The following is a 17,389-nucleotide window of genomic DNA, read 5'->3' on the forward strand; positions in this document are numbered from 1 at the left end:
TCAGTGCTCCAGATCGTCGGGACTCCGATACGGCCGCGACCACTGCGTCGTCGCCTGTGTGTAGCCCACGACGCCGACGAACGTGACGACGTAGCACAGCCACCGCGGGACGCCAAAGCCCTGTATCCAGATCGTCATCACGAGCGCCCACGCGACGAGCACCGCCGTATCGCGACAGATTCGCTCCCCGTTGTGTCGGCAGTAGGCGAGCAACCGGCGGCGCCGCGACTCGAGGACCGGGCGGTCGTCGCCGTCGGTCTCGGTCCCGCTCTCGACGGCCGTGGCGGCTCGATCGGGTTTCGCTCGACTCACTCTGTCCCACTGCTTCGGGAGCGGTGGAATACGCTTTTTGGTTCGACCGATCGGCCGCGGCCGCCCACCCGTGATCGCATGCGAAGACGTAACCCGCACGCGACACGATTGTCACCCCATGGCTGCCGACGACGATCGACTCGAGGGAGAGACCGTGATCGGGACCGGAAGCCGCCTGTCACGCCTTCGAACTCGAGTGAGGACAGGAGTCACGGATCGGCTCGAGCGGCTCCGCTGGTGGTACGCGCTGCGAGTCGCCGGCGCACCTCGCTGTGCGGTCTGTGGCGACGAGGCGGCGTGGATCGCGGAAACGGAGCATGAACCGCGCTGTTTCAAACACATTCCGAGCGAGGGGATGGACGCGATCCGAGAGGTCCGACCCGAGGACTGCAGGACCGATTGGGACGCCGCCGATGGCTCCTGATCGCATTTAGGGTCTCTCGAGCGAGAAGCCAGTTGAAACGGGAGTTCACTGTACGAATTCGTTGCATAGAACGCCAGCGAGCACGGAGCTCGGGTATGGTGCCCTCTCCGGGCACCCTGATGTCGCCACTCGTCTTCAACCGAGGACGGGTATCGGAAACACGTTCAGGAGGGCTCCGAACCACGGAAAGACTCACTCCGTTCGTCTTTCCTGCCTTGCGCTCACTTCGTTCGCGCAAGACCTACGGGTTCGCCGCCCCATCTCGGGCACTGGCTTTCAGACTCGTCACTCACTCCGTTCGTGACATCGCGTAGAAAGCCAGTGCCCGGGGAGGGCTCCGAACCCTCGATCTCCGCATGTCCCAGGTCCGAGGCTCGGCAGTCCTCGAGGGACACGGAGGCTTCCAAGGCGAAACCGCACCGAATCTCTGAACCCTATGAGTGCGGCGCTATGTCCAGCTAAGCCACCCGGGCTCGGTTACGAGTAGTGCGGTCCGTTTCTTTAACCTTTGTATTCGGATCCGCTGTGCAACGCGGACCCACGGAGCGATCGCCCGCCGCTACGGGGGACTCAGTGACAGGGCCAGTGCTCTCGCGTGACTCGCACGGAACCGCGGGTGCGGGCTAGCAATCTTTATCAAACGGTGTTACGAACAGCGCCCCATGAGCGTTCCCGGCATCGTCCACTCTACTCTCGATGGCGAGGAGATCGCCGCGCGGGTCTCTCTCGGCAGCGACGACGAACTCTTCATCACCCCCACGAGGACGATCGTCTACCGTGCCGACGGTCTCCTGAGCGACGAATCGGCCGACGAATACCCCCACGACGCCGATCGGTTGACCCTCTCCGAGGGACGGCGCAAGACGAAATTCACCCTCGAGTACGCACTCGAGGGCGAGCGATCCTTTGCCGTGCCCGCGGGGAAAACCGACGACGTGTTACATCCCGTCCTCGCCGGCGTGTTGAACGGCAACGAGATCACCGGGCCCGGCGAGACGGTCATCAAGCCCTACCGATTCAGCGAACTGACGCTGATCATCACGAGCGATCGGCTCGTCAAACACATCGGTGGTGCGGTCTGGGACGAGGACTTCGAGGAGTACCACTTCGACGACGTGACCAGCCTCTCGTTCGAGGACGGCAGCGTCGCCACCCAGATCGTCCTCACGGCCAACGGCCGGCCCCAGCGGATCAAGGCCCCCAACGAGGAAGCGAACGATCTCCGGGAACGGCTCCAGCGGGCGCTGTTCGACTACCACGACGTCGGCTCGCTCGAGGAACTCAACGAGCGGATCGGCGTCGACGACGAGCCGACCAGTAGCGGCGGGTCGGTCGACTTCGGCGGCGGCGTCGACCCGCTCGATGCCGACCCGCCCGAACCCGAGGATCGCGACGTGACTGCCGAACAGACGACCGAGACGGCGGAAACCGGATCGACCGATCCGCTCGCGGGCGGGGCGACGGACGATGTCGCGACCACCGAAGCGGCGACGGCGGGCGCCGACGCGGGCGACGGGCAGTCGGTCCAGTCGTCGTCGGCTCGAGCGGCCGCGGAAACGGACGAGCACGCCACTGAGCCCGATACCGCAGCGGGGAGTACGGAAGCGGAGACCGGGTCCGTCTTCGAGGAAGTCGCTGAGACGGAGCCGTCGGCCCCTGCCGACGCCGGTTCGACGCCAGCGGCGACTCCCGAGTCGGCACCCGCGGCCGAGACCGACCCCGAACTGCTGGAGCGACTCGATTCGCTCGAGGACGCGGTCGAACGGCAAAGCGAGATCATCGAGCAACAGCAACAGACGATCGATCAGCTGATCGCGGAACTCCGGCAGGGCCGATAGCGATCACGGGAGCGGCGGAGTCCGTGTCTTTCTCTCTTCGGATTCGAACGGACGATTGTCGGCTCGGTGGACCGTCATCTCCGCGGACTCCCGGTGGTCACTCGCTGAACGGCGGGACGTAGTCGAGTGCGACCGCAGCGATCGCGGCACCGAGAGCGACGAACACGGTGCCGACGACGACGCCAGTCCGAGACGGTCCCACGAGCAGTCCGTGCACGCCTGTGACCACGAAGAGTAAGGCAATCGCGAGCAGAAAGACGGTTCCGAGCACGTCGAGCAACGCGTCCGTGATCGCGGTTCGAAGTACCGTGTAGAGTTCGCCTTGCGTGAGCCCGTGGACGTCACCGGGGTCGGCGTCGCCGTCGGTATCCGTCTTCATACCGCGGAATATGTTGATATGGTTATAAAAATGGCGGGATCGCAACTCGAGTCGAGCCCGTTCTACCCGTCCCGGCCGGTCACTTTGCGGATACACGAGGACCCGAACGGGCCGAGTTCCCCGGCCTCGAGGTCGATGAAGTAGCCGGTCGACAGCCCGGAGCCACAGCGCCGACAGGAGAATTCTCCCTCTTTCGTGATGACGTCACGTTCGAAGCGTACGTACTGGGAACTCTTCGGGCGGACGATGCCGTCCTCGCGTTCGATGATCCCGCGGAGTTCCGCCTGATCGAGGATCGTTCGAGTTACCGTCGGATCGGCCGTGACCGTCTCGATCCGGTCGACGGCGTCGGCGAGCGAGAGCGATTCGTGCTCGAGGCGGGCGAGCAGCGCCAGACCGAGCTCGACGCGGTCGTCGTCGGCCTCGAGGTCCGTGTCGACGCCGGATTCGCGTTCGCTTTCGGTCCGGTCCCCGTCGCGAGTCATTGTCTGTGCTGTCGTCTCGGGGCGAATAAACGTTGCTCCTCCCGAATCCGCTCGCCACCGCTCCGGGGTCGTCGCCGCGCGTCGTCCGTTCCCACGCGCTGGGAATCCGCCGTTCGTTGATACCTTCGCTTCCCTCCAGTCCAAGCGAAGACATCACACGCGACCGGGGTGGGGCCCCGGTGGAGACAGAACCAATGACTCAGACGATCGTCGGTACGGCTGCTGGGGAATCGACCCGGAACGGAGAGCGCGAGATCGCTCCTGAGCGGCGGGGCTCGAAGTGTCCGGAGTGCGACGGGTCGGTCCATCGCGACGAGGAACACGGCGAACGGACGTGTACGGAGTGTGGACTCGTCCTCGACGCGGATGCGATCGATTACGGTCCCGAGTGGCGGAGCCTCGACGACGATGCCGACGACCGACGGCGGGTCGGTGCGCCGGTGTCGAACCTCCGACACGACAAGGGACTCAGTACGACGATCGGCTGGCGAGACGAGGACGCCTACGGCAATCAGATCTCGGGCCGCAAGCGCGAACAGCTCCGGCGGTTGCGGACGTGGAACGAACGGTTCACCTCGAAAGACGCCGCCGAACGGAACCTGAAACAGGCCTTCGGTGAGATCGAACGCATGGCGTCGGCGCTCGGACTGCCGGAGCCGTGTCGCGAAACGGCCGGCGTCCTGTACCGCCGCGCCGTCGACGAGGGACTGTTACCCGGCCGCTCGATCGAGGCGATGTCGACCGCCTGCCTGTACGCGGCCGCCAGACAACACGGCACGCCGCGGACGCTGGTCGCGTTCACATCGGTGAGTCGCGTCGAGAAACTCCCCATTCAGCGAGCCTATCGCTATCTCTCGAGCGAACTCGGGCTCCAGATCGAACCCGCCGATCCGATCCACTACCTCCCGCAGTACGCCTCGGAACTCGAGATCAGCGACGACGCCGAGCGGCTGGCCCGGGAGATCCTCGAGGCGGCGAAAGCACAGAGCCTCCACAGCGGCCGGAGCCCGGCCGGGCTCGCGGCGGCGGCGATCTACGGGGCGGCGCGGCTCACGAACGAACGACTCACGCAGGAACGGATCGGCGAAGAGACCGGCGTGAGTCGGGTCACAGTCCGAAACCGATACCGAGAGTTACTGGACGCTTACGGCGAGGTTCACGATCGATAGATGTCTCGACAACGACTCGAGCGGACCGTCCTCGACGCGCTCGCGGACGAGTCGCCTCGCTACGTGGTGGATCTCGCCGCGGTGATCGACGAACATCCGATAACCGTCGAACAGGCCTGTGACCGCCTTCGCGACGGTGAGAACGTCCGTTCGGTCGGCTGTCGTCGGTACGAGATCACCGCGGCCGGGCGTCGGCGGGTCGATGACGCGCAACCGGCGACCGGCGAGTCGGCCGTCTCGACGGAAACGGAAAGTCGGTCGTAACCGCGGTCGGTGACGCGTCGGTGTTTTCTGCGATCAGCCCTCGTAGCCCGCGTACTCCATGAGGTTGGCGAAGATGTCGGTGTCCATCGCGTCGCGGTAGACGATGCCGTTGACCATGCCGCCGGGGTAGGAGTTGCCGTTCATCGCGTGGTCGACCTTGTGACAGTGCATCAGGTAGATGCCGGGGTCGGCGTCGGCCTCGAACTCGACGGTGTGGCGTTCCGCGGGCGCGATGTTGGTAACGTCCTGTTCGTACTGGGCCGCCTCGGGGATCTGCCCGCCGTCTTTCTCGGTGAGCCGGAACCGGTGGTTGTGCGTGTGCATCGGGTGGGACATGTAGCCCGCGTTGACCATGTGCAGACGGACGGTGTCGCCGTGGTCGACGATGATCGGCGATCCCTCCTCGGGGTGGAGCGTCCGTGGGAGGCTCTTCCCGTTGATGGTGAACACGTCGGGGTTCCGGTTGCGGGGACTGTAGTCGACGTCCTCGCCGGCCATCTGACGGTTCACCCGCGAATCCCAGTCTTTCAGCGTGAAGAAGTACTCCTTGTCCGCGGGCTCGTACCCCTTCGGATCGACGCGGAAGATGCCGTACATCCCCATGTCGATGTGGCGATGGGTCTGGTAGTGGCAGTGGTAGAGGTGCGTACCCGGGACGTTTGCGGGAATCGTGTACGTGTGTTTCTCGCCGCCGTCGACCCGAATACCGGTCGTCGTGGGGACGCCGTCGTTCTCCCAGGTCTTCTTCGCGCCGTGGAAGTGTAGCGTGTGCGGGTGCGGGTTCCCCGTGTTGTCCAGCGTCACCTCGATGTCGTTGCCTTCGGTCGTCCGGAGGATCGGCCCCGGAACGCTCGGCTTACCGTCGTCGGCCTTGAACGCCCAGACCTGCGGGAGTTCCACCGGGCCGCCCATCGAGTCCATCGGGTGGACGGCGTGTCGGGACGTCACCGACTGCAGCGTCACGCTGCCGCCCTGTTCGTCGACTTGGACGACCTCCGGGGCACTCGTCCACGGGAGGTCGGAGTCCGACGACTCCGTCGACCCCTCGTCGGATTCCTCCGGCTGGGAACGCTGCTCGGATCCCTGACTCGTACAGCCGGCCAGTCCGGTCAGTGCCGCTACGCCGCCGGTCGCAGCAACGAATTCGCGTCGCGATAGCCCCAGTCCGGGTGCGCCGATACGATCACTCATGACAACTGGTCCTAAGAAGGCCCCGTGTATAACGGGTAGAGCAGGTTCTTAGGAATCGGGAAGTCCCGAGAACATGTTCACCGATACTACTTAAATGACGGACGCTGCGCCTCGAGCGCCAGAAAGATGTCCGCGACGGACCCCGAATTCGGGTTCCGAAGCCGGGTCGGCGGATCGTTACTCGACCCAGACCGTCTTTCGATTGACGAACTCGAGCATCCCCTCCCGTGCGAGTTCGCGGCCGTACCCGGAGTCGTTGACGCCGCCGAAGGGGACTCGCGGGTCGGACTTGACGAGATGGTTGATGTAGACGCAGCCGGCGTCGATGTCCCGCGCGAGACGCCGGCCGCGCTCGCGGTCGGTCGTCCAGACGCTCGCGCCGAGGCCGAACCGGGTGTCGTTCGCTTTCGCGACGGCCTCGTCTTCGTCATCGACTTCGAAGACGGCGGCGACCGGCCCGAACAGTTCTTCGGTGGCGGCCGGACAGTCCGCCGGCACGTCCGCGAGCACGGTCGGCGGGTAGAACGCACCCTCGCGGTCCAGCGGTTCCCCGCCGGTGAGTACCGCCGCACCGGCCTCGACGCTCGCGTCGACCTGTTCGTGGAGGTCCGCCATGAGGTCCGCGCGCGCCTGTGGGCCGATATCGGTCGCCTCGTCCATCGGGTCGCCGACGGTGAGCGATTCGACCTCCGCGACGAACTCCTCAAGGAATTCGTCGTAGACGTCGGTGTGGACGAGGAACCGCTTGCCGGCGATACAGGACTGCCCGCCGTTCTGGTTGCGCGCCCACGCGCCCGTCTCGGCCGCGTCCGCGACGTCGGCGTCGTCGAGGACCACGAACGGATCGCTCCCGCCGAGTTCGAGGACCGATTTCTTGAGTTGCTCGCCCGCCGTCGAGGCGACAGCACGGCCCGCCGGGCCGCTCCCGGTAACGGTCGCGGCCTCGACGCGGTCGTCCTCGATGAGGTCGGCGACCAGATCCGACGGGATCAGCAGCGACTGGAAGACGTCCTCGGGATAGCCGGCTTTCCGGAACACGTCCTCGATCGCCTGCGCGCAGCCGGGGACGTTCGAGGCGTGTTTGAGCAGCCCAACGTTCCCCGCGGTGAGATGCGGCGCGGCGAACCGGAACACCTGCCAGAACGGGAAGTTCCACGGCATCACCGCAAGAACGGGTCCGAGCGGGTCGTAGACCGTCTTCACGTCTGTTCCGGGTGGACTCGGATGGGCGTCGGCCTCGAGGTAGGCGCTGCCGTGTTCGGCGTAGTGGTCACAGACCCACGCGCACTTCTCGACCTCGCCGATGGCCTGCGAGATCGGTTTCCCCATCTCTCGGGTCATCGTCTCGGCGTACTCGCGTTTGTTCTCCCGGAGCACGTCCCCCGCCGCCGCGAGCAACTCCTCGCGTTCGCGAATCGGTCGCTCGCGCCACTCCGCGAAGGCGTCGGTCGCCCGCTCGAGGGCCGCCTCGACGTCCGCCTCGGTGTGTTCCTCGACCGTTTCCTCTCGTTCGCCGGTGGCCGGATTGACGACCTCCATGCATACTCGTTATTCGTTATACCTTGTTTAACTTTTCCCGAATAGTTGTAACTCAGTTCGAACTGGCCTCGTATTTCTGACCTGAGGACGATTTGGTACTGTCCGCTCGAGTGACTCGCATCCGCTCCCGATCAGATTCGACCGAACCTGTTCGCTCCAAGTTACATGCCCGCGTACCCCCACCGTTCGCGTATGCCCGAAGTCACGTCGCTGGAGACGCTCGAGGAAGCGCCCCACGCCGAGGTGTTCGAGGACCGCACCCCGCGGACCGTGCGACTGCGACTCCACGCGGACGAGCGGGTCCCGAAACACCGCCATCCGGAGTCGAACGTCGTCATCCACGTCATAACCGGTGCCGTCGAACTCACGCTCGGCGAGGCGGTCTACGACCTCGAGCCGGGCGATGTCGTCCGGTTCGACGGCGATCAGGACGTGTCGCCCTACGCGGTCGAGGAGAGTACGGCGCTCGTGGTTTTCGCGCCGAAAACGGAGTCGTAACGGCCCGCCGTCAGCCGACCAACGTCGCGACGCCTTTCGTCTGCCGGTAATCGCTCGCGAGTATCGCCTCGAGTTTCGAGACGATCGCCTCGCGGTCGCCGTCGGTCCACTCGACCGGGTCCGCGACGGGAACGACCATGAACCCGCGGCCGCGGATGTCGCGGGCGTGAAGCGATGGCATATCGAGGTCGAACCGTCGGCGCTGGGTCGTGTACTCCCGGAGGACGTGATCGGTCGCGCGAGCCCCGACGGGGAGGAGGATGTGGGCGTTGATCGCGCGGAGTTCGGCGTCGAAGAAGCGCTCGAGGTCGGCGTAGTCCTCGTCGGTCGGCCGTTCCCCGTCCGGGAGGCTGCACATGTGGACGTAGCTCCAGAAACAGTTCTCGAGGACGGGTTCGTCTTGCGGCCCGCTCGCGAAACCGATCTCGCGGAGGACGTCTTGGACGGCGGCTCCGGCTTCGGTTTCGGTGAAGGGGATGCCGTTGGTTTCGCCGCCGTGGACGCCGGGGAAGTCGCCGATGACGTGGAAGTCGGCGTTGGCGTCACCGTAGCCGAACGCGGCCGGCCGGTCGCCGGAATCGGAGCGATCGAACGGCGGTCGCAGTCCGAACGGGTTGCTCGTCCTGTTGGTGACGTTTTGCACGCACGGGAGATAGCGAGCGGCGGTCAAAACCCTAGCGGTCGCGGCGGACTGCTCCGGCGGAGTCGCCGTTTCCCGCCTCTCGGCCGGTCTCGACGGCCGATCCGATGACGGTGGGTTTATATTCAGCCGTATAGATAATGTTTTATATGTATCAGGAGGGGCACTACGGCGGTGCGCTTCTGGCGTACGCGCCCGTTGGCACCGTCGTCTCCCTGTGGGGACACGCGCCGGTCGCGATCGTCGGCGGCCTCGTCTGCGTGGGGCTGTCGACGCTTCCTGACTTCGATCACCGACTCCCGCTGATCGAGCACCGCGGCCCGACCCACACGGTTCCGTTCGCGTTACTCGTCGGTGCCGGCCTCGCCGCCCTGGCCGCCGTCCTCGTCGATGCGTCCTCGGCCTTTGCCGACGCTGGATTCGTCACCTTCGCTTTTCTTATCGGTCTCGTCTCGATCGGTTCGCACCTCGTCGTCGACGCGCTGACGCCGATGGGCATCCGACCGTTCTGGCCGCTCTCACGGCGGCGCTACTCCGTCGATCTGACGACGGCGGCGAACCCCCTCGCCAACTACGGTCTGTTCGGACTCGGCGTCGGGGCCGTCCTCGTCGGGACCCTCATCGTCGTCACGCTCGGCTGAGTTCGATCCGAGAATTGGGACGATTCGGCGGGCCTACGGCGAGAGCGCGTCGGCCGTTCCGCTCGAGTCGTCCGCGCCGCGAGTGAGGACGATCCCGGCGACGAACGTCACGAAGAGCGCGACCGCGGCGACGAGATAGGGCACCTCGAGCGCGGGGTCGACGGCCTGCCGGCCGAAAAAGAGGACGGCGATCACGATCGGCGGTGCCGCGAGCAGCGGGGCCACGGCGCGGCCCGCAAAGCGACGGCGGCCGATCATCGTCGCGACGATCGCCGCGCCCAAGAGCGTGAGGGTCACGCCGTACTGTGCCATCTGCATGGTGGGCGAATAGCTCGAGAGTTCGGAGCCGACGACGGGACTGAGCGCGACGTGTGCGGGCAGCGCGACGATGCCGACAGCGAGCGCGCCGGTGACGTGAGAGCCGGTCAGTCGGTGGGCCCAGACTAGGACGGTGGCGACGAGGAACAGGGTGAAGATGAGAACCGCCGTCCAGAAGTGCAGGGAGAGGATGTCCATCGTGTACTGCGTGACGGTCTCGCGGCCGAGCGCGACCTGTACCGGCGTCAGGACCATCCCGAGGACGACTAGTGCGGTCACCCGCCGGTCGATGTCGGGGAGTCGCCACGCCGCGAGCGCGGAGCCGATGATGGCGAAGCCGGCGAACATCGCGATGAAGCGGTGGAACCACTCGTAGAAACTCGGCAGGCTCCCCGGGAACAGGTTGTAGGGCCCGGCGTCGCACTGGGGCCAGTTGGCCTCGCAGGCCAGCCCTGAACCCGTCGCCTTCGCGGCGATACCCAGCAGGATCGTCGCCGCGACCATGACGAGCGTGACGGTCAGCAGATGCCGAAAGCCGAACCGATCGATCAACGATCGCAGTCTCGAGTCGGGCGCGTGATTATCGTACGACACGGGCGTTCAGCGGCAGTTAGGACGGGCCGTACTTATGTTGACCGAGTCACCCGGTCGCCACGCAGTGAGCGTTTCGGCGGCCCGTGCCCTACCGCTCGGCGACGACCCGGCGTTCGCCGCATTCAAGAACACCCCACGCCAGCACACGACATGGACAAACGCGAGCGACTCGAGGCCGTCCTCGAGTCCCACGACCTCGATTCGGTCTGGTTCGCCCGGCCGAACTCGTTTGCGTGGCTCACCGGCGGGAACAGCGTGATCGACCGCGAGAGCGACACCGGCGTCGCCGCGATCGGCTACGACGGCACCGACGTCCGCCTCGTGACGAACAACATCGAAGCCGACCGCATCGAAGCGGAGGAGTTGCCCGACCTCGAGGCGAGCGAGGTGTCGATCGAGCGGTTCCCGTGGCACGCGTCGTCGCTGGCCGAGGCCGTCGCCGAGCGCGTCGCCAGCGACGAGCGGGCCGCCGCCGATATCGAGATGCCCGGCCTCGAGCGGGTCGATCCGACGACGGTGCGCCAGCCGCTGACCGAGCGCGACCGCGAGCGCTATCGCGAACTCGGCGGGCAGACCGCCTCGGCCGTCGAATCGGTCTGCCGGGAACTCCAGTCCGAGGACACTGAACACGAGGTGGCGTCGGCGCTGCGGATCGCCCTCTCGGCGCGGGACATCGAAGCGCCCGTCGTACTCGTCGGCGGCTCCGAACGCGCCCAGCAGTACCGCCACTACACGCCGACCGAGGCCGAGCTCGGCGACTACGCGCTGGTCTCCGTCACCGCCGAGCGGGCCGGCCTTCACGCCAGTTGTACCCGGACCGTCGCCTTCGATCCCCCGTCGTGGCTCGAGGACCGACACGAGGCCGCCGCGCGCGTCGAGACGACGGCGCTGGCGGCGACGCAGGCGGCGGCCGAAGACGGTGGCGACGCGGGCGACGTCTTCGCCGCCGTGCAGGACGCCTACGACGCGGTCGGCCACGCGGGCGAGTGGGAGCACCACCATCAGGGCGGAGCGGCCGGCTTCGCTGGCCGGGAGTGGATCGCCACACCGGACCACGACGCACCCGTCAACGTACCGATGGCCTACGCGTGGAATCCGACCGTCCAGGGCGCGAAAAGCGAAGACACCGCACTCGTCACCGACGACGAGATCGAGGTGCTGACGGCGACGGATCGGTGGCCGACGACGACCGTCGAGGCGGTCGATCGGGAACTCGAACTCGAGCGCCACGGAATCCTCGACCTCGAGGCGTAGCGACGGAGCCGACGAGACGACGCGTTTTGGGCCGGAACGGACTAGTCGTCGATATCGCGACCGTCGGCGTCGTCGCCCTCTGTGGCGTCGCCGGTCTCGTCCGACTCCGTGTCGACGGTGTCGATCTCCATGTCGTCTTCGAACTCGATGACATCGGCGTCGGCATCGGTCTCGGGGTCTGGGTCGGCGTCCGATTCGACCTCGTCGGCCGGCGGCGGTGCCGTATCGTCGACGGTGATCTTCACCGGTTCGACGTCCTCCTCGAGTTCGGGTCTGGACTCGCGTTCGTCCTCGCGGTCGAGGACGCGATCGAGCGTGAAGATGGTGTTCAGTTCGTGTTGGACCTGATCGACGACGCCGCCGACGAGTTCGCTCGGCTGGATCGCCGTGTACTCGTAGGGGTTGTTCCCGGCACCCTCGTTGGCGCGTTTCTCTCGCGTCACGCGGTCTTCCTCGTGGAGCTCCGCGAGCGCTTCGCGCACGGTGCTGGGATAGAGGCCGGTCCCCTTCGCGACCTCCTCGGAGGTGCTTCCGGGGTTCGCCAGCAGGTACACGTAGATCTTCGCGCGGGTCTCCGTGTCCAGAATCCACGAGAGCAGGTCGACGATCCGCTGGTCGAGCTCCTCGACGGTCGGGCTCCGGCCGAAGTCGCCCCCATCGTGCTCGACGAATTCGTCCGCCCCCTCGAGCGATTCGTCTCCGTCGTCCGCGCCGTCGCCCGGGCGCTCGTCAGTGTCGTCGGAACTCATCTGTGGCTTCTCGTACAGGACGAGGCTTCGAGCGGAGTTAAACCTTTGCGGGGTGTCAACGCGATCGTAGCGCCGCCATAGCGACCGCTATCGGTCGATCGAGCGGCTCGAAACAGGCGTTTTCTCGAGGGAACGACTGCCGCGGGCCTACTGGGTCTGCAAGCGGAGCGAGTCACACAGCGCGTCGGGACCCTCGTCCTCGAGCAGGCGACGCTGTCGATCCGCGCCGCTTTCGCGTTCGTAGACGTCCTTGATGCCGTCGATTCCCAACCGCTCGCACTCGCGGTCGACGAGTTCGCCCAGCCCGACGGTGCCCTCGAGGTCGCGGTCGATGAAGGAGGCGTCCTGCCCGTAGCGGATGGCCCGCCACTTGTTCTCGTCGAGCAGTTCCCGGCGGTGGCGGTGGCCGCTCGTGCCGTCCTCGTAGGCTTCCGACAGCGCCTCGACGAGCGCGTGGGTGTACTCGACGAACGCGAGCACGATGTCGGGATCGGCCTGCCCGTCCGGCGTGCGCACTTCGACGCTCCCGTGGGCGGTGTGGGGACGCACGTCGTACCAGAGTTCGCCGCGGTCGTTGATCGAGTCGGTCTCGAGCATTCGGCGTTCGAACCGGTCGAAGGCCTCGAAGTCCTCGAAGTGGGTCGGCATCCCGGTGTTGGGCAACGCCTCGAAAATCTTCGCGCGGGCCGATTGGAGGCCGGTGTCGAACCCGTTCCAGTACGGCGAGTTCGCCGACAGCGCGAGCATGACCGGGACGTACCATCGCAGTTCGTTGGCGATCCAGACCGCCTTGTCCGCGTCGTCGACGCCGACGTGGACATGGACCCCCGCGGTCGTGTTCCGGTGTTGTGGGTACTGAATCCGGTCGAGTTGCGAGCGATAGCGGGGCTTTTCGGCGTGCTCGAGTTCGCGCCACTTCGCGAGCGGGTGGAGGCCGGCGGCGGCGATGTGGTAGCCGTGGGCCTCCGCGTGGTCGACGAGCGCCCGTCGGATCTCGAGCAGCGAATCGCGGGCGTCGTCGGGGTCCTCGATCAGCGGCGTCTGGGTCTCGATGACGAACTTGAACAGTTCGTGGTCCAGTCGGCCCTCGAGGATCTCGGGGGGTTCGTGTTCGTAGACGAGTTCGTCGGTCCCGCTGGTGGGACGGCCGTCCTCGTCGACGACGAAACACTCCTCTTCGATCCCCAGCGTACCCATGCGCGTAAACGATTCCCGGGACCCGCGTTCCATCGTTGCCACGTTTTGCCCGCGGCGATAAATACGGTTTGGACTCGGAACCGCTCGGCCGCAACGGCCGACTTCAGACGGCCAGACAGCAGTACGCTATCTCCTCAGCGATCGCCGTAGAGCAGTCAGCGATGTTCTACCCCGAGATCACGCCACAGTCGAGCGGTTCCACGGGAGAGGACAGTCGTCAGTCGTCCCGGGCGGCCCACGGACACGGGAGCATATCGGCGACCGACTGGGTAGCCACGATCCCGTCGTCGGTGACTGCGACCGTTCCGTCGGAGCGCGAATCACTGATTCGCGCATCGAACGCATCCGTCGCTTCGTGCCCCGTTCGCGCTCGAGCGGTCAACTCGTACCGACCGAACTCGTCGGTCGCCTCGAGGTCGCGTTCCTCGCCCGGTTCGAGCGAGACCGTCTCGTCGACGACCCGCTCTCCGTCAGCAGCGGTCAGTTCGACGTGGACCTCGTGATCGCGGTCGGCGCTATTGGTGACGGAGACGACCGCTGGCTCCGGTAGTCTGACCGTGTCGCTCGCCTCGAGTTCGAGCGTCCGTGTCTCGCCGTTCGTTTCGACGCGTGGATCGTAGGGTGTGCCATCGACCACCACGAACGACCTGTCGGGATCGACGGCGTCGTCGAACAGGAGATCGTCCGTCTCGTACCGTCCGTCCTCGAGTGCGGCGTCGACCTCTGCCCGAATCGCGTCGGGCAACGACTCGTAGTCGATCGACACGAGGTGACACTGTTCGAATTCCCCCTCCGTCGTCGACTTCGGGCTGTCGTTTTCGGTCGCATCGTCTCCGTCATCGGTGGATTCCGACCCCGGTTCGGTCGTCCGATCCATCTCGAGGCAGCCGCCGAGACCGAGGGATGCCCCTGCCGTCGCGAGAACCGAGCGCCGATTCATGTCGTTACTGAGACCACGCCCTCGGTTGAGTTGAAGTGAACGCGTCGCTCCTCGCCGACGGTGAGGCTCACGCGGGCGAGTTCGAAGTTCTCGGGGCGCTCGACGCGGACGACCGAGTGCCGCGAGGTCAGGTCGTCCGTCCGTTCGTACGGCGTCGTCTGACACCCGTGGAGACGGAGGCCGCGGTCGGTCCGCTCGGCGCGCTTCCAGTGGTGGGCGATCGATCCCGAGCCGAAGCCGGACTCGACGACCAGCAGGATGTTCTCCTCGAAGTCGATCTCGTCGATGGGTTCTTGCGGTTCCTCGCCACTGCCGTTGTCGCCGTCGTCACCGAGTTTGAAGACCTCACGGACCTCGTCCGCACTCGTGAGGGCGCGAACGGCGTAGACCTCGTCCTCGATGTCGGCCGTCGATAGCAGCAGGTCGGCGCGGGGAGCCGACACCGTCTGGAACTCGAGGTCGGAGTCCCCCGACATGTTCGCACAGAGAGACAGTTGGTTCCGCTCGTCGCGGTCGTTGGGTTGTGCCTCAATTTCGTAGGGCGGTTCGTCGACGCGAGGGTCTTCCGGAATCGCGCTCGTCGGTTCCGTTCCGCCGTTTCCGTCGCCGTTCCCGCTCCGGTCGTCGGCCTGTAGACAGCCGGCCGACGCGACCGTCGCGAGGGCGGTTCCGGCGAGGAACCGCCGTCGATCGAGTGTCATCTGTTCCTCCCTACGGTGGGATTTTGTAAAGTTCTTCCAGTAGGTGAAAGACGCACTTGAGCTACGTCGCCGCGATTCCTCGTTCCCGGACGGGCAGTGTGCTCGACCCCCGTTGTACGAGTCCCCGGCCCCGGAGGTCCTGACACCGCGGTCTCTCAGCCCTCACGGGGCCGATCGACGTTCTCGAGAGTTCACTGGCGGATATCTCGAACTCCGGTCCCCTCTCGGCGGCTACCGCGGCTTCGGTGCTCCCTCGAGATATCTCCTCAGAACAACGACATTACACCACTGAGCGGGGTCGGAATAGGTCTCTTACCCTGAGCCCTCGTTCCGGCGAATTCGGATATTTCTACTCCTGGAACGCTCGAACGAAACCGCCGGTTTTTGTCGACCTGTGACGGTACCGTCGATGGATATGATGCCACGTACAAGAACCGTCGGCGTCGCAGTGATCGCGGCGCTCGTCCTCCTCTCGGGGACGAGCATCGCGTTGGCCGCGACCGACGCCGGCACGGTCCAAGACAACGAGACGGAGAACGAAACGGCGACGGTGACCTTCGAGAACCAGACGTCGAACGGGACGGCAGTCGCGGTCAATAACACGACGCTACCCGAGGGCGGCTTCGCCGTCATCCACGCGGCTGCGCCCGTCGACGGGGACAACGCTACCGACGACGAGAACGGCGACAACGCCACCGACGACGAGAACGAGACGGTCACGAACATGTCCGAGGAGTACGAGCCCGGAGACGTCCTGGGTAACTCCACTCACTTGGAGTCCGGCGATCACGAAAACGTGACCATCGAACTCAACGAATCCCTCGAGGAGAGCCAAGTCCTGATCGCGATGGCCCATCAGGACACCAACGACAATCAGACGTACGATTTCCCCGAGGCCGACGATCCCTACGTCACTGACGAGGAACCGGTCACCGACGACGCGATGATCACGCTCGAGGAGGACCAGAACGAGACGGCCGAGTGACCGAGCGTCGGCACGCTCGTTATTTTAGCTCACTCGAGCGAAATGACGACCTTGCCCTGGTGGCTACCGTCTTCAACGTAGCGATAGGCCTCGCGGACGTCTTCTGGCTCGAAGCCGAACGTACGGTCGATAACCGGCTCGATAGCCGCGGCTTCAATCGCGCTGTTCATCCGGTCGAACATTGCGCGACTGCCAACGCCCATCGAGCCCTTGACGGTGAGCCCTTTCAGCAGAATCGGGCCGGGATGGACCTGCCCGTCTTGGCCAGAGAGGACGCCAATGAGGTGGACGTGGCCGTCGAAATCGGCGGCTTCCACCGACCTCTCGAGGGTTCCGGGGCCACCGACCTCAATGACGTGGTCGACGCCGCCGGTCTCTTCTCGAACGGCCTCGCCCCAGTCGGGTGTCTCCTCGTAATTGAGTGTCCACGTCGCGCCACGCTCGCGGGCGCGTTCTAATTTCTCGTCGCTCGAGGAGGTGACAAAAACGTCGGCGCCTCGCATCGTCGCGAACTGCAGCGCGAACATGGAGACGCCGCCGGTACCCAGCACTAAGACTGTGTCATCGGCAGTGAGGTCGACCGCTTCATGGAGTTCACGCCACGCAGTCAATCCAGCGCAGGACAGCGTTGCTCCCTGTTCGTACGAGAGGGTGTCAGGAAGGACTGCGAGACTGTCGGCCGGGAACGTCACGTACTCCGCTAAGGCACCATCACTGTTGCCGCCGGTCGTCCGTCCGATCTTCTCAGGCGCGACCGGGCCGTCGACCCAGTCGGGCGCAAAGGGAGTTGCAACGCGGTCGCCCTCCGAGAGGCGCTGTACGTCCTCGCCGACTGCAGTAACCTCGCCGGCCCCGTCAGAAAGTGGGATGACCGGCAGTTCGGCACCGGGGTACGTGAGGTCCGAATTAGCAATCGAGAGGTCCCGGTAGTTAAGAGAGGCCGCTCGAATCTCGACGAGCGCTTCGTCAGCCGCCGGTTCGGGACGGTCGCGTTCGACTTCGACGATTCCTGAGTAGTCACTCGAGGACTCCTGAACTTCGTAGGCTTTCACAACGAACCGAAAGAACCTGAAGGGGTTTACTCTTCGGTCCAGTGATCGTTTTGCCGGATTCACGAACGATCGACGGTGCAAGCGTCTCATATCGGCCAGCTCCTCTTTCTACTAGCGCGGTACGCAGAGTACGCACCGCGCAATTGCCCCGCCCCCGTAGGGGCACCACAGACTGCGTCCGATAGTGTCGATACTTGTTGCAACTACTACAGCCGTCGG

The 17,389-nt window shown here is 65.6% G+C and carries 20 protein-coding genes and 1 tRNA gene; 8 read left to right on the top strand and 13 right to left on the bottom strand.

Annotated elements, in window-relative coordinates:
- Positions 1-312 carry a hypothetical protein gene (locus ACT4ML_RS12805; protein WP_444721225.1) on the bottom strand — a complete coding sequence of 104 codons (312 nt, stop codon included), beginning with the start codon at positions 310-312 and terminating at the stop codon, positions 1-3.
- A gap of 118 nt (positions 313-430) precedes the next feature.
- Between ACT4ML_RS12805 and ACT4ML_RS12810 the strand changes: the two genes are divergently transcribed.
- Positions 431-736: a hypothetical protein gene (locus ACT4ML_RS12810; RefSeq protein ID WP_444721226.1), complete on the top strand. Its 306-nt coding sequence runs from the start codon at positions 431-433 to the stop codon at positions 734-736.
- 322 nt (positions 737-1,058) lie between these two features.
- Here the strand turns inward: ACT4ML_RS12810 and ACT4ML_RS12815 are convergent.
- Positions 1,059-1,209: transfer RNA gene (locus ACT4ML_RS12815), tRNA-Met, on the bottom strand.
- A gap of 189 nt (positions 1,210-1,398) precedes the next feature.
- Between ACT4ML_RS12815 and ACT4ML_RS12820 the strand changes: the two genes are divergently transcribed.
- Positions 1,399-2,574 carry a DUF7115 domain-containing protein gene (locus tag ACT4ML_RS12820; protein WP_444721227.1) on the top strand — a complete coding sequence of 392 codons (1,176 nt, stop codon included), beginning with the start codon at positions 1,399-1,401 and terminating at the stop codon, positions 2,572-2,574.
- Between the two features lie 97 nt (positions 2,575-2,671).
- On the opposite strand, the gene ACT4ML_RS12825 is transcribed toward ACT4ML_RS12820, so the two are convergent.
- A complete protein-coding gene (locus tag ACT4ML_RS12825; protein ID WP_444721228.1) occupies positions 2,672-2,953 on the bottom strand; it encodes a hypothetical protein in 282 nt (93 codons plus the stop codon).
- Between the two features lie 62 nt (positions 2,954-3,015).
- Entirely contained in the window at positions 3,016-3,438 is a 423-nt protein-coding gene (locus ACT4ML_RS12830) for a DUF5830 family protein (protein WP_138245094.1), read from the bottom strand.
- A gap of 194 nt (positions 3,439-3,632) precedes the next feature.
- On the opposite strand from ACT4ML_RS12830, the gene ACT4ML_RS12835 reads away from it, so the two are divergent.
- Both ACT4ML_RS12835 and ACT4ML_RS12840 read left to right on the top strand, forming a co-directional pair.
- Entirely contained in the window at positions 3,633-4,607 is a 975-nt protein-coding gene (locus ACT4ML_RS12835) for a transcription initiation factor IIB (protein ID WP_444721229.1), read from the top strand.
- On the top strand, positions 4,608-4,871 hold the full coding sequence (locus ACT4ML_RS12840; protein ID WP_444721230.1) for a MarR family transcriptional regulator: 264 nt from the start codon (positions 4,608-4,610) through the stop codon (positions 4,869-4,871).
- Between the two features lie 33 nt (positions 4,872-4,904).
- Here ACT4ML_RS12840 and ACT4ML_RS12845 read toward each other — a convergent pair whose 3' ends face one another.
- Positions 4,905-6,062: a multicopper oxidase domain-containing protein gene (locus tag ACT4ML_RS12845; RefSeq protein WP_444721231.1), complete on the bottom strand. Its 1,158-nt coding sequence runs from the start codon at positions 6,060-6,062 to the stop codon at positions 4,905-4,907.
- A 177-nt stretch (positions 6,063-6,239) separates the two neighbouring features.
- Positions 6,240-7,601, bottom strand: coding sequence for an NAD-dependent succinate-semialdehyde dehydrogenase (locus ACT4ML_RS12850; protein ID WP_444721232.1), 1,362 nt, complete (start codon positions 7,599-7,601; stop codon positions 6,240-6,242).
- Positions 7,602-7,793: 192 nt separating this feature from the next.
- Here ACT4ML_RS12850 and ACT4ML_RS12855 point away from each other — a divergent pair, with 192 nt between their 5' ends.
- Positions 7,794-8,099 carry a cupin domain-containing protein gene (locus ACT4ML_RS12855; RefSeq protein WP_444721233.1) on the top strand — a complete coding sequence of 102 codons (306 nt, stop codon included), beginning with the start codon at positions 7,794-7,796 and terminating at the stop codon, positions 8,097-8,099.
- Positions 8,100-8,109: 10 nt separating this feature from the next.
- On the opposite strand, the gene ACT4ML_RS12860 is transcribed toward ACT4ML_RS12855, so the two are convergent.
- Positions 8,110-8,742, bottom strand: a complete 633-nt coding sequence (locus ACT4ML_RS12860) for a uracil-DNA glycosylase family protein (RefSeq protein ID WP_444721234.1) — start codon at positions 8,740-8,742, stop codon at positions 8,110-8,112.
- A 146-nt stretch (positions 8,743-8,888) separates the two neighbouring features.
- On the opposite strand from ACT4ML_RS12860, the gene ACT4ML_RS12865 reads away from it, so the two are divergent.
- Positions 8,889-9,380, top strand: coding sequence for a metal-dependent hydrolase (locus tag ACT4ML_RS12865; protein ID WP_444721235.1), 492 nt, complete (start codon positions 8,889-8,891; stop codon positions 9,378-9,380).
- A 33-nt stretch (positions 9,381-9,413) separates the two neighbouring features.
- Here the strand turns inward: ACT4ML_RS12865 and ACT4ML_RS12870 are convergent, their stop codons facing one another.
- Positions 9,414-10,292, bottom strand: a complete 879-nt coding sequence (locus ACT4ML_RS12870; protein ID WP_444721236.1) for a cytochrome oxidase assembly protein — start codon at positions 10,290-10,292, stop codon at positions 9,414-9,416.
- A 150-nt stretch (positions 10,293-10,442) separates the two neighbouring features.
- Here ACT4ML_RS12870 and ACT4ML_RS12875 point away from each other — a divergent pair, with 150 nt between their 5' ends.
- Positions 10,443-11,546: a M24 family metallopeptidase gene (locus ACT4ML_RS12875; protein ID WP_444721237.1), complete on the top strand. Its 1,104-nt coding sequence runs from the start codon at positions 10,443-10,445 to the stop codon at positions 11,544-11,546.
- Positions 11,547-11,587: 41 nt separating this feature from the next.
- Here the strand turns inward: ACT4ML_RS12875 and ACT4ML_RS12880 are convergent, their stop codons facing one another.
- From ACT4ML_RS12880 to ACT4ML_RS12895, 4 genes are all read right to left on the bottom strand, one after another.
- Complete coding sequence (locus ACT4ML_RS12880; protein WP_444721238.1) at positions 11,588-12,295, bottom strand: helix-turn-helix domain-containing protein; 708 nt, start codon at positions 12,293-12,295, stop codon at positions 11,588-11,590.
- Positions 12,296-12,442: 147 nt separating this feature from the next.
- A complete protein-coding gene (locus ACT4ML_RS12885; RefSeq protein WP_444721239.1) occupies positions 12,443-13,525 on the bottom strand; it encodes a glutamate--cysteine ligase in 1,083 nt (360 codons plus the stop codon).
- A 184-nt stretch (positions 13,526-13,709) separates the two neighbouring features.
- The gene (locus ACT4ML_RS12890; protein ID WP_444721240.1) at positions 13,710-14,432 is read right to left on the bottom strand and encodes a hypothetical protein; all 723 of its coding nucleotides are present in this window, start codon (positions 14,430-14,432) and stop codon (positions 13,710-13,712) included.
- Positions 14,429-15,133, bottom strand: coding sequence for a hypothetical protein (locus tag ACT4ML_RS12895; protein ID WP_444721241.1), 705 nt, complete (start codon positions 15,131-15,133; stop codon positions 14,429-14,431). Before ACT4ML_RS12895 ends, ACT4ML_RS12890 begins: the two co-directional genes overlap by 4 nt.
- 409 nt (positions 15,134-15,542) lie before the next feature.
- On the opposite strand from ACT4ML_RS12895, the gene ACT4ML_RS12900 reads away from it, so the two are divergent.
- Positions 15,543-16,118 (top strand): DUF7282 domain-containing protein, encoded by a 576-nt coding sequence (locus ACT4ML_RS12900; RefSeq protein WP_444721242.1) that lies wholly within the window; start codon positions 15,543-15,545, stop codon positions 16,116-16,118.
- 29 nt (positions 16,119-16,147) lie between these two features.
- Here the strand turns inward: ACT4ML_RS12900 and ACT4ML_RS12905 are convergent, their stop codons facing one another.
- The gene (locus ACT4ML_RS12905) at positions 16,148-17,170 is read right to left on the bottom strand and encodes a zinc-dependent alcohol dehydrogenase family protein (protein WP_444721637.1); all 1,023 of its coding nucleotides are present in this window, start codon (positions 17,168-17,170) and stop codon (positions 16,148-16,150) included.
- Positions 17,171-17,389 lie beyond the last annotated feature (219 nt).

This window comes from Natrinema sp. LN54 (assembly GCF_052439245.1).
In the GTDB taxonomy this organism is placed as follows: Archaea; Halobacteriota; Halobacteria; order Halobacteriales; family Natrialbaceae; genus Natrinema; species Natrinema versiforme_A.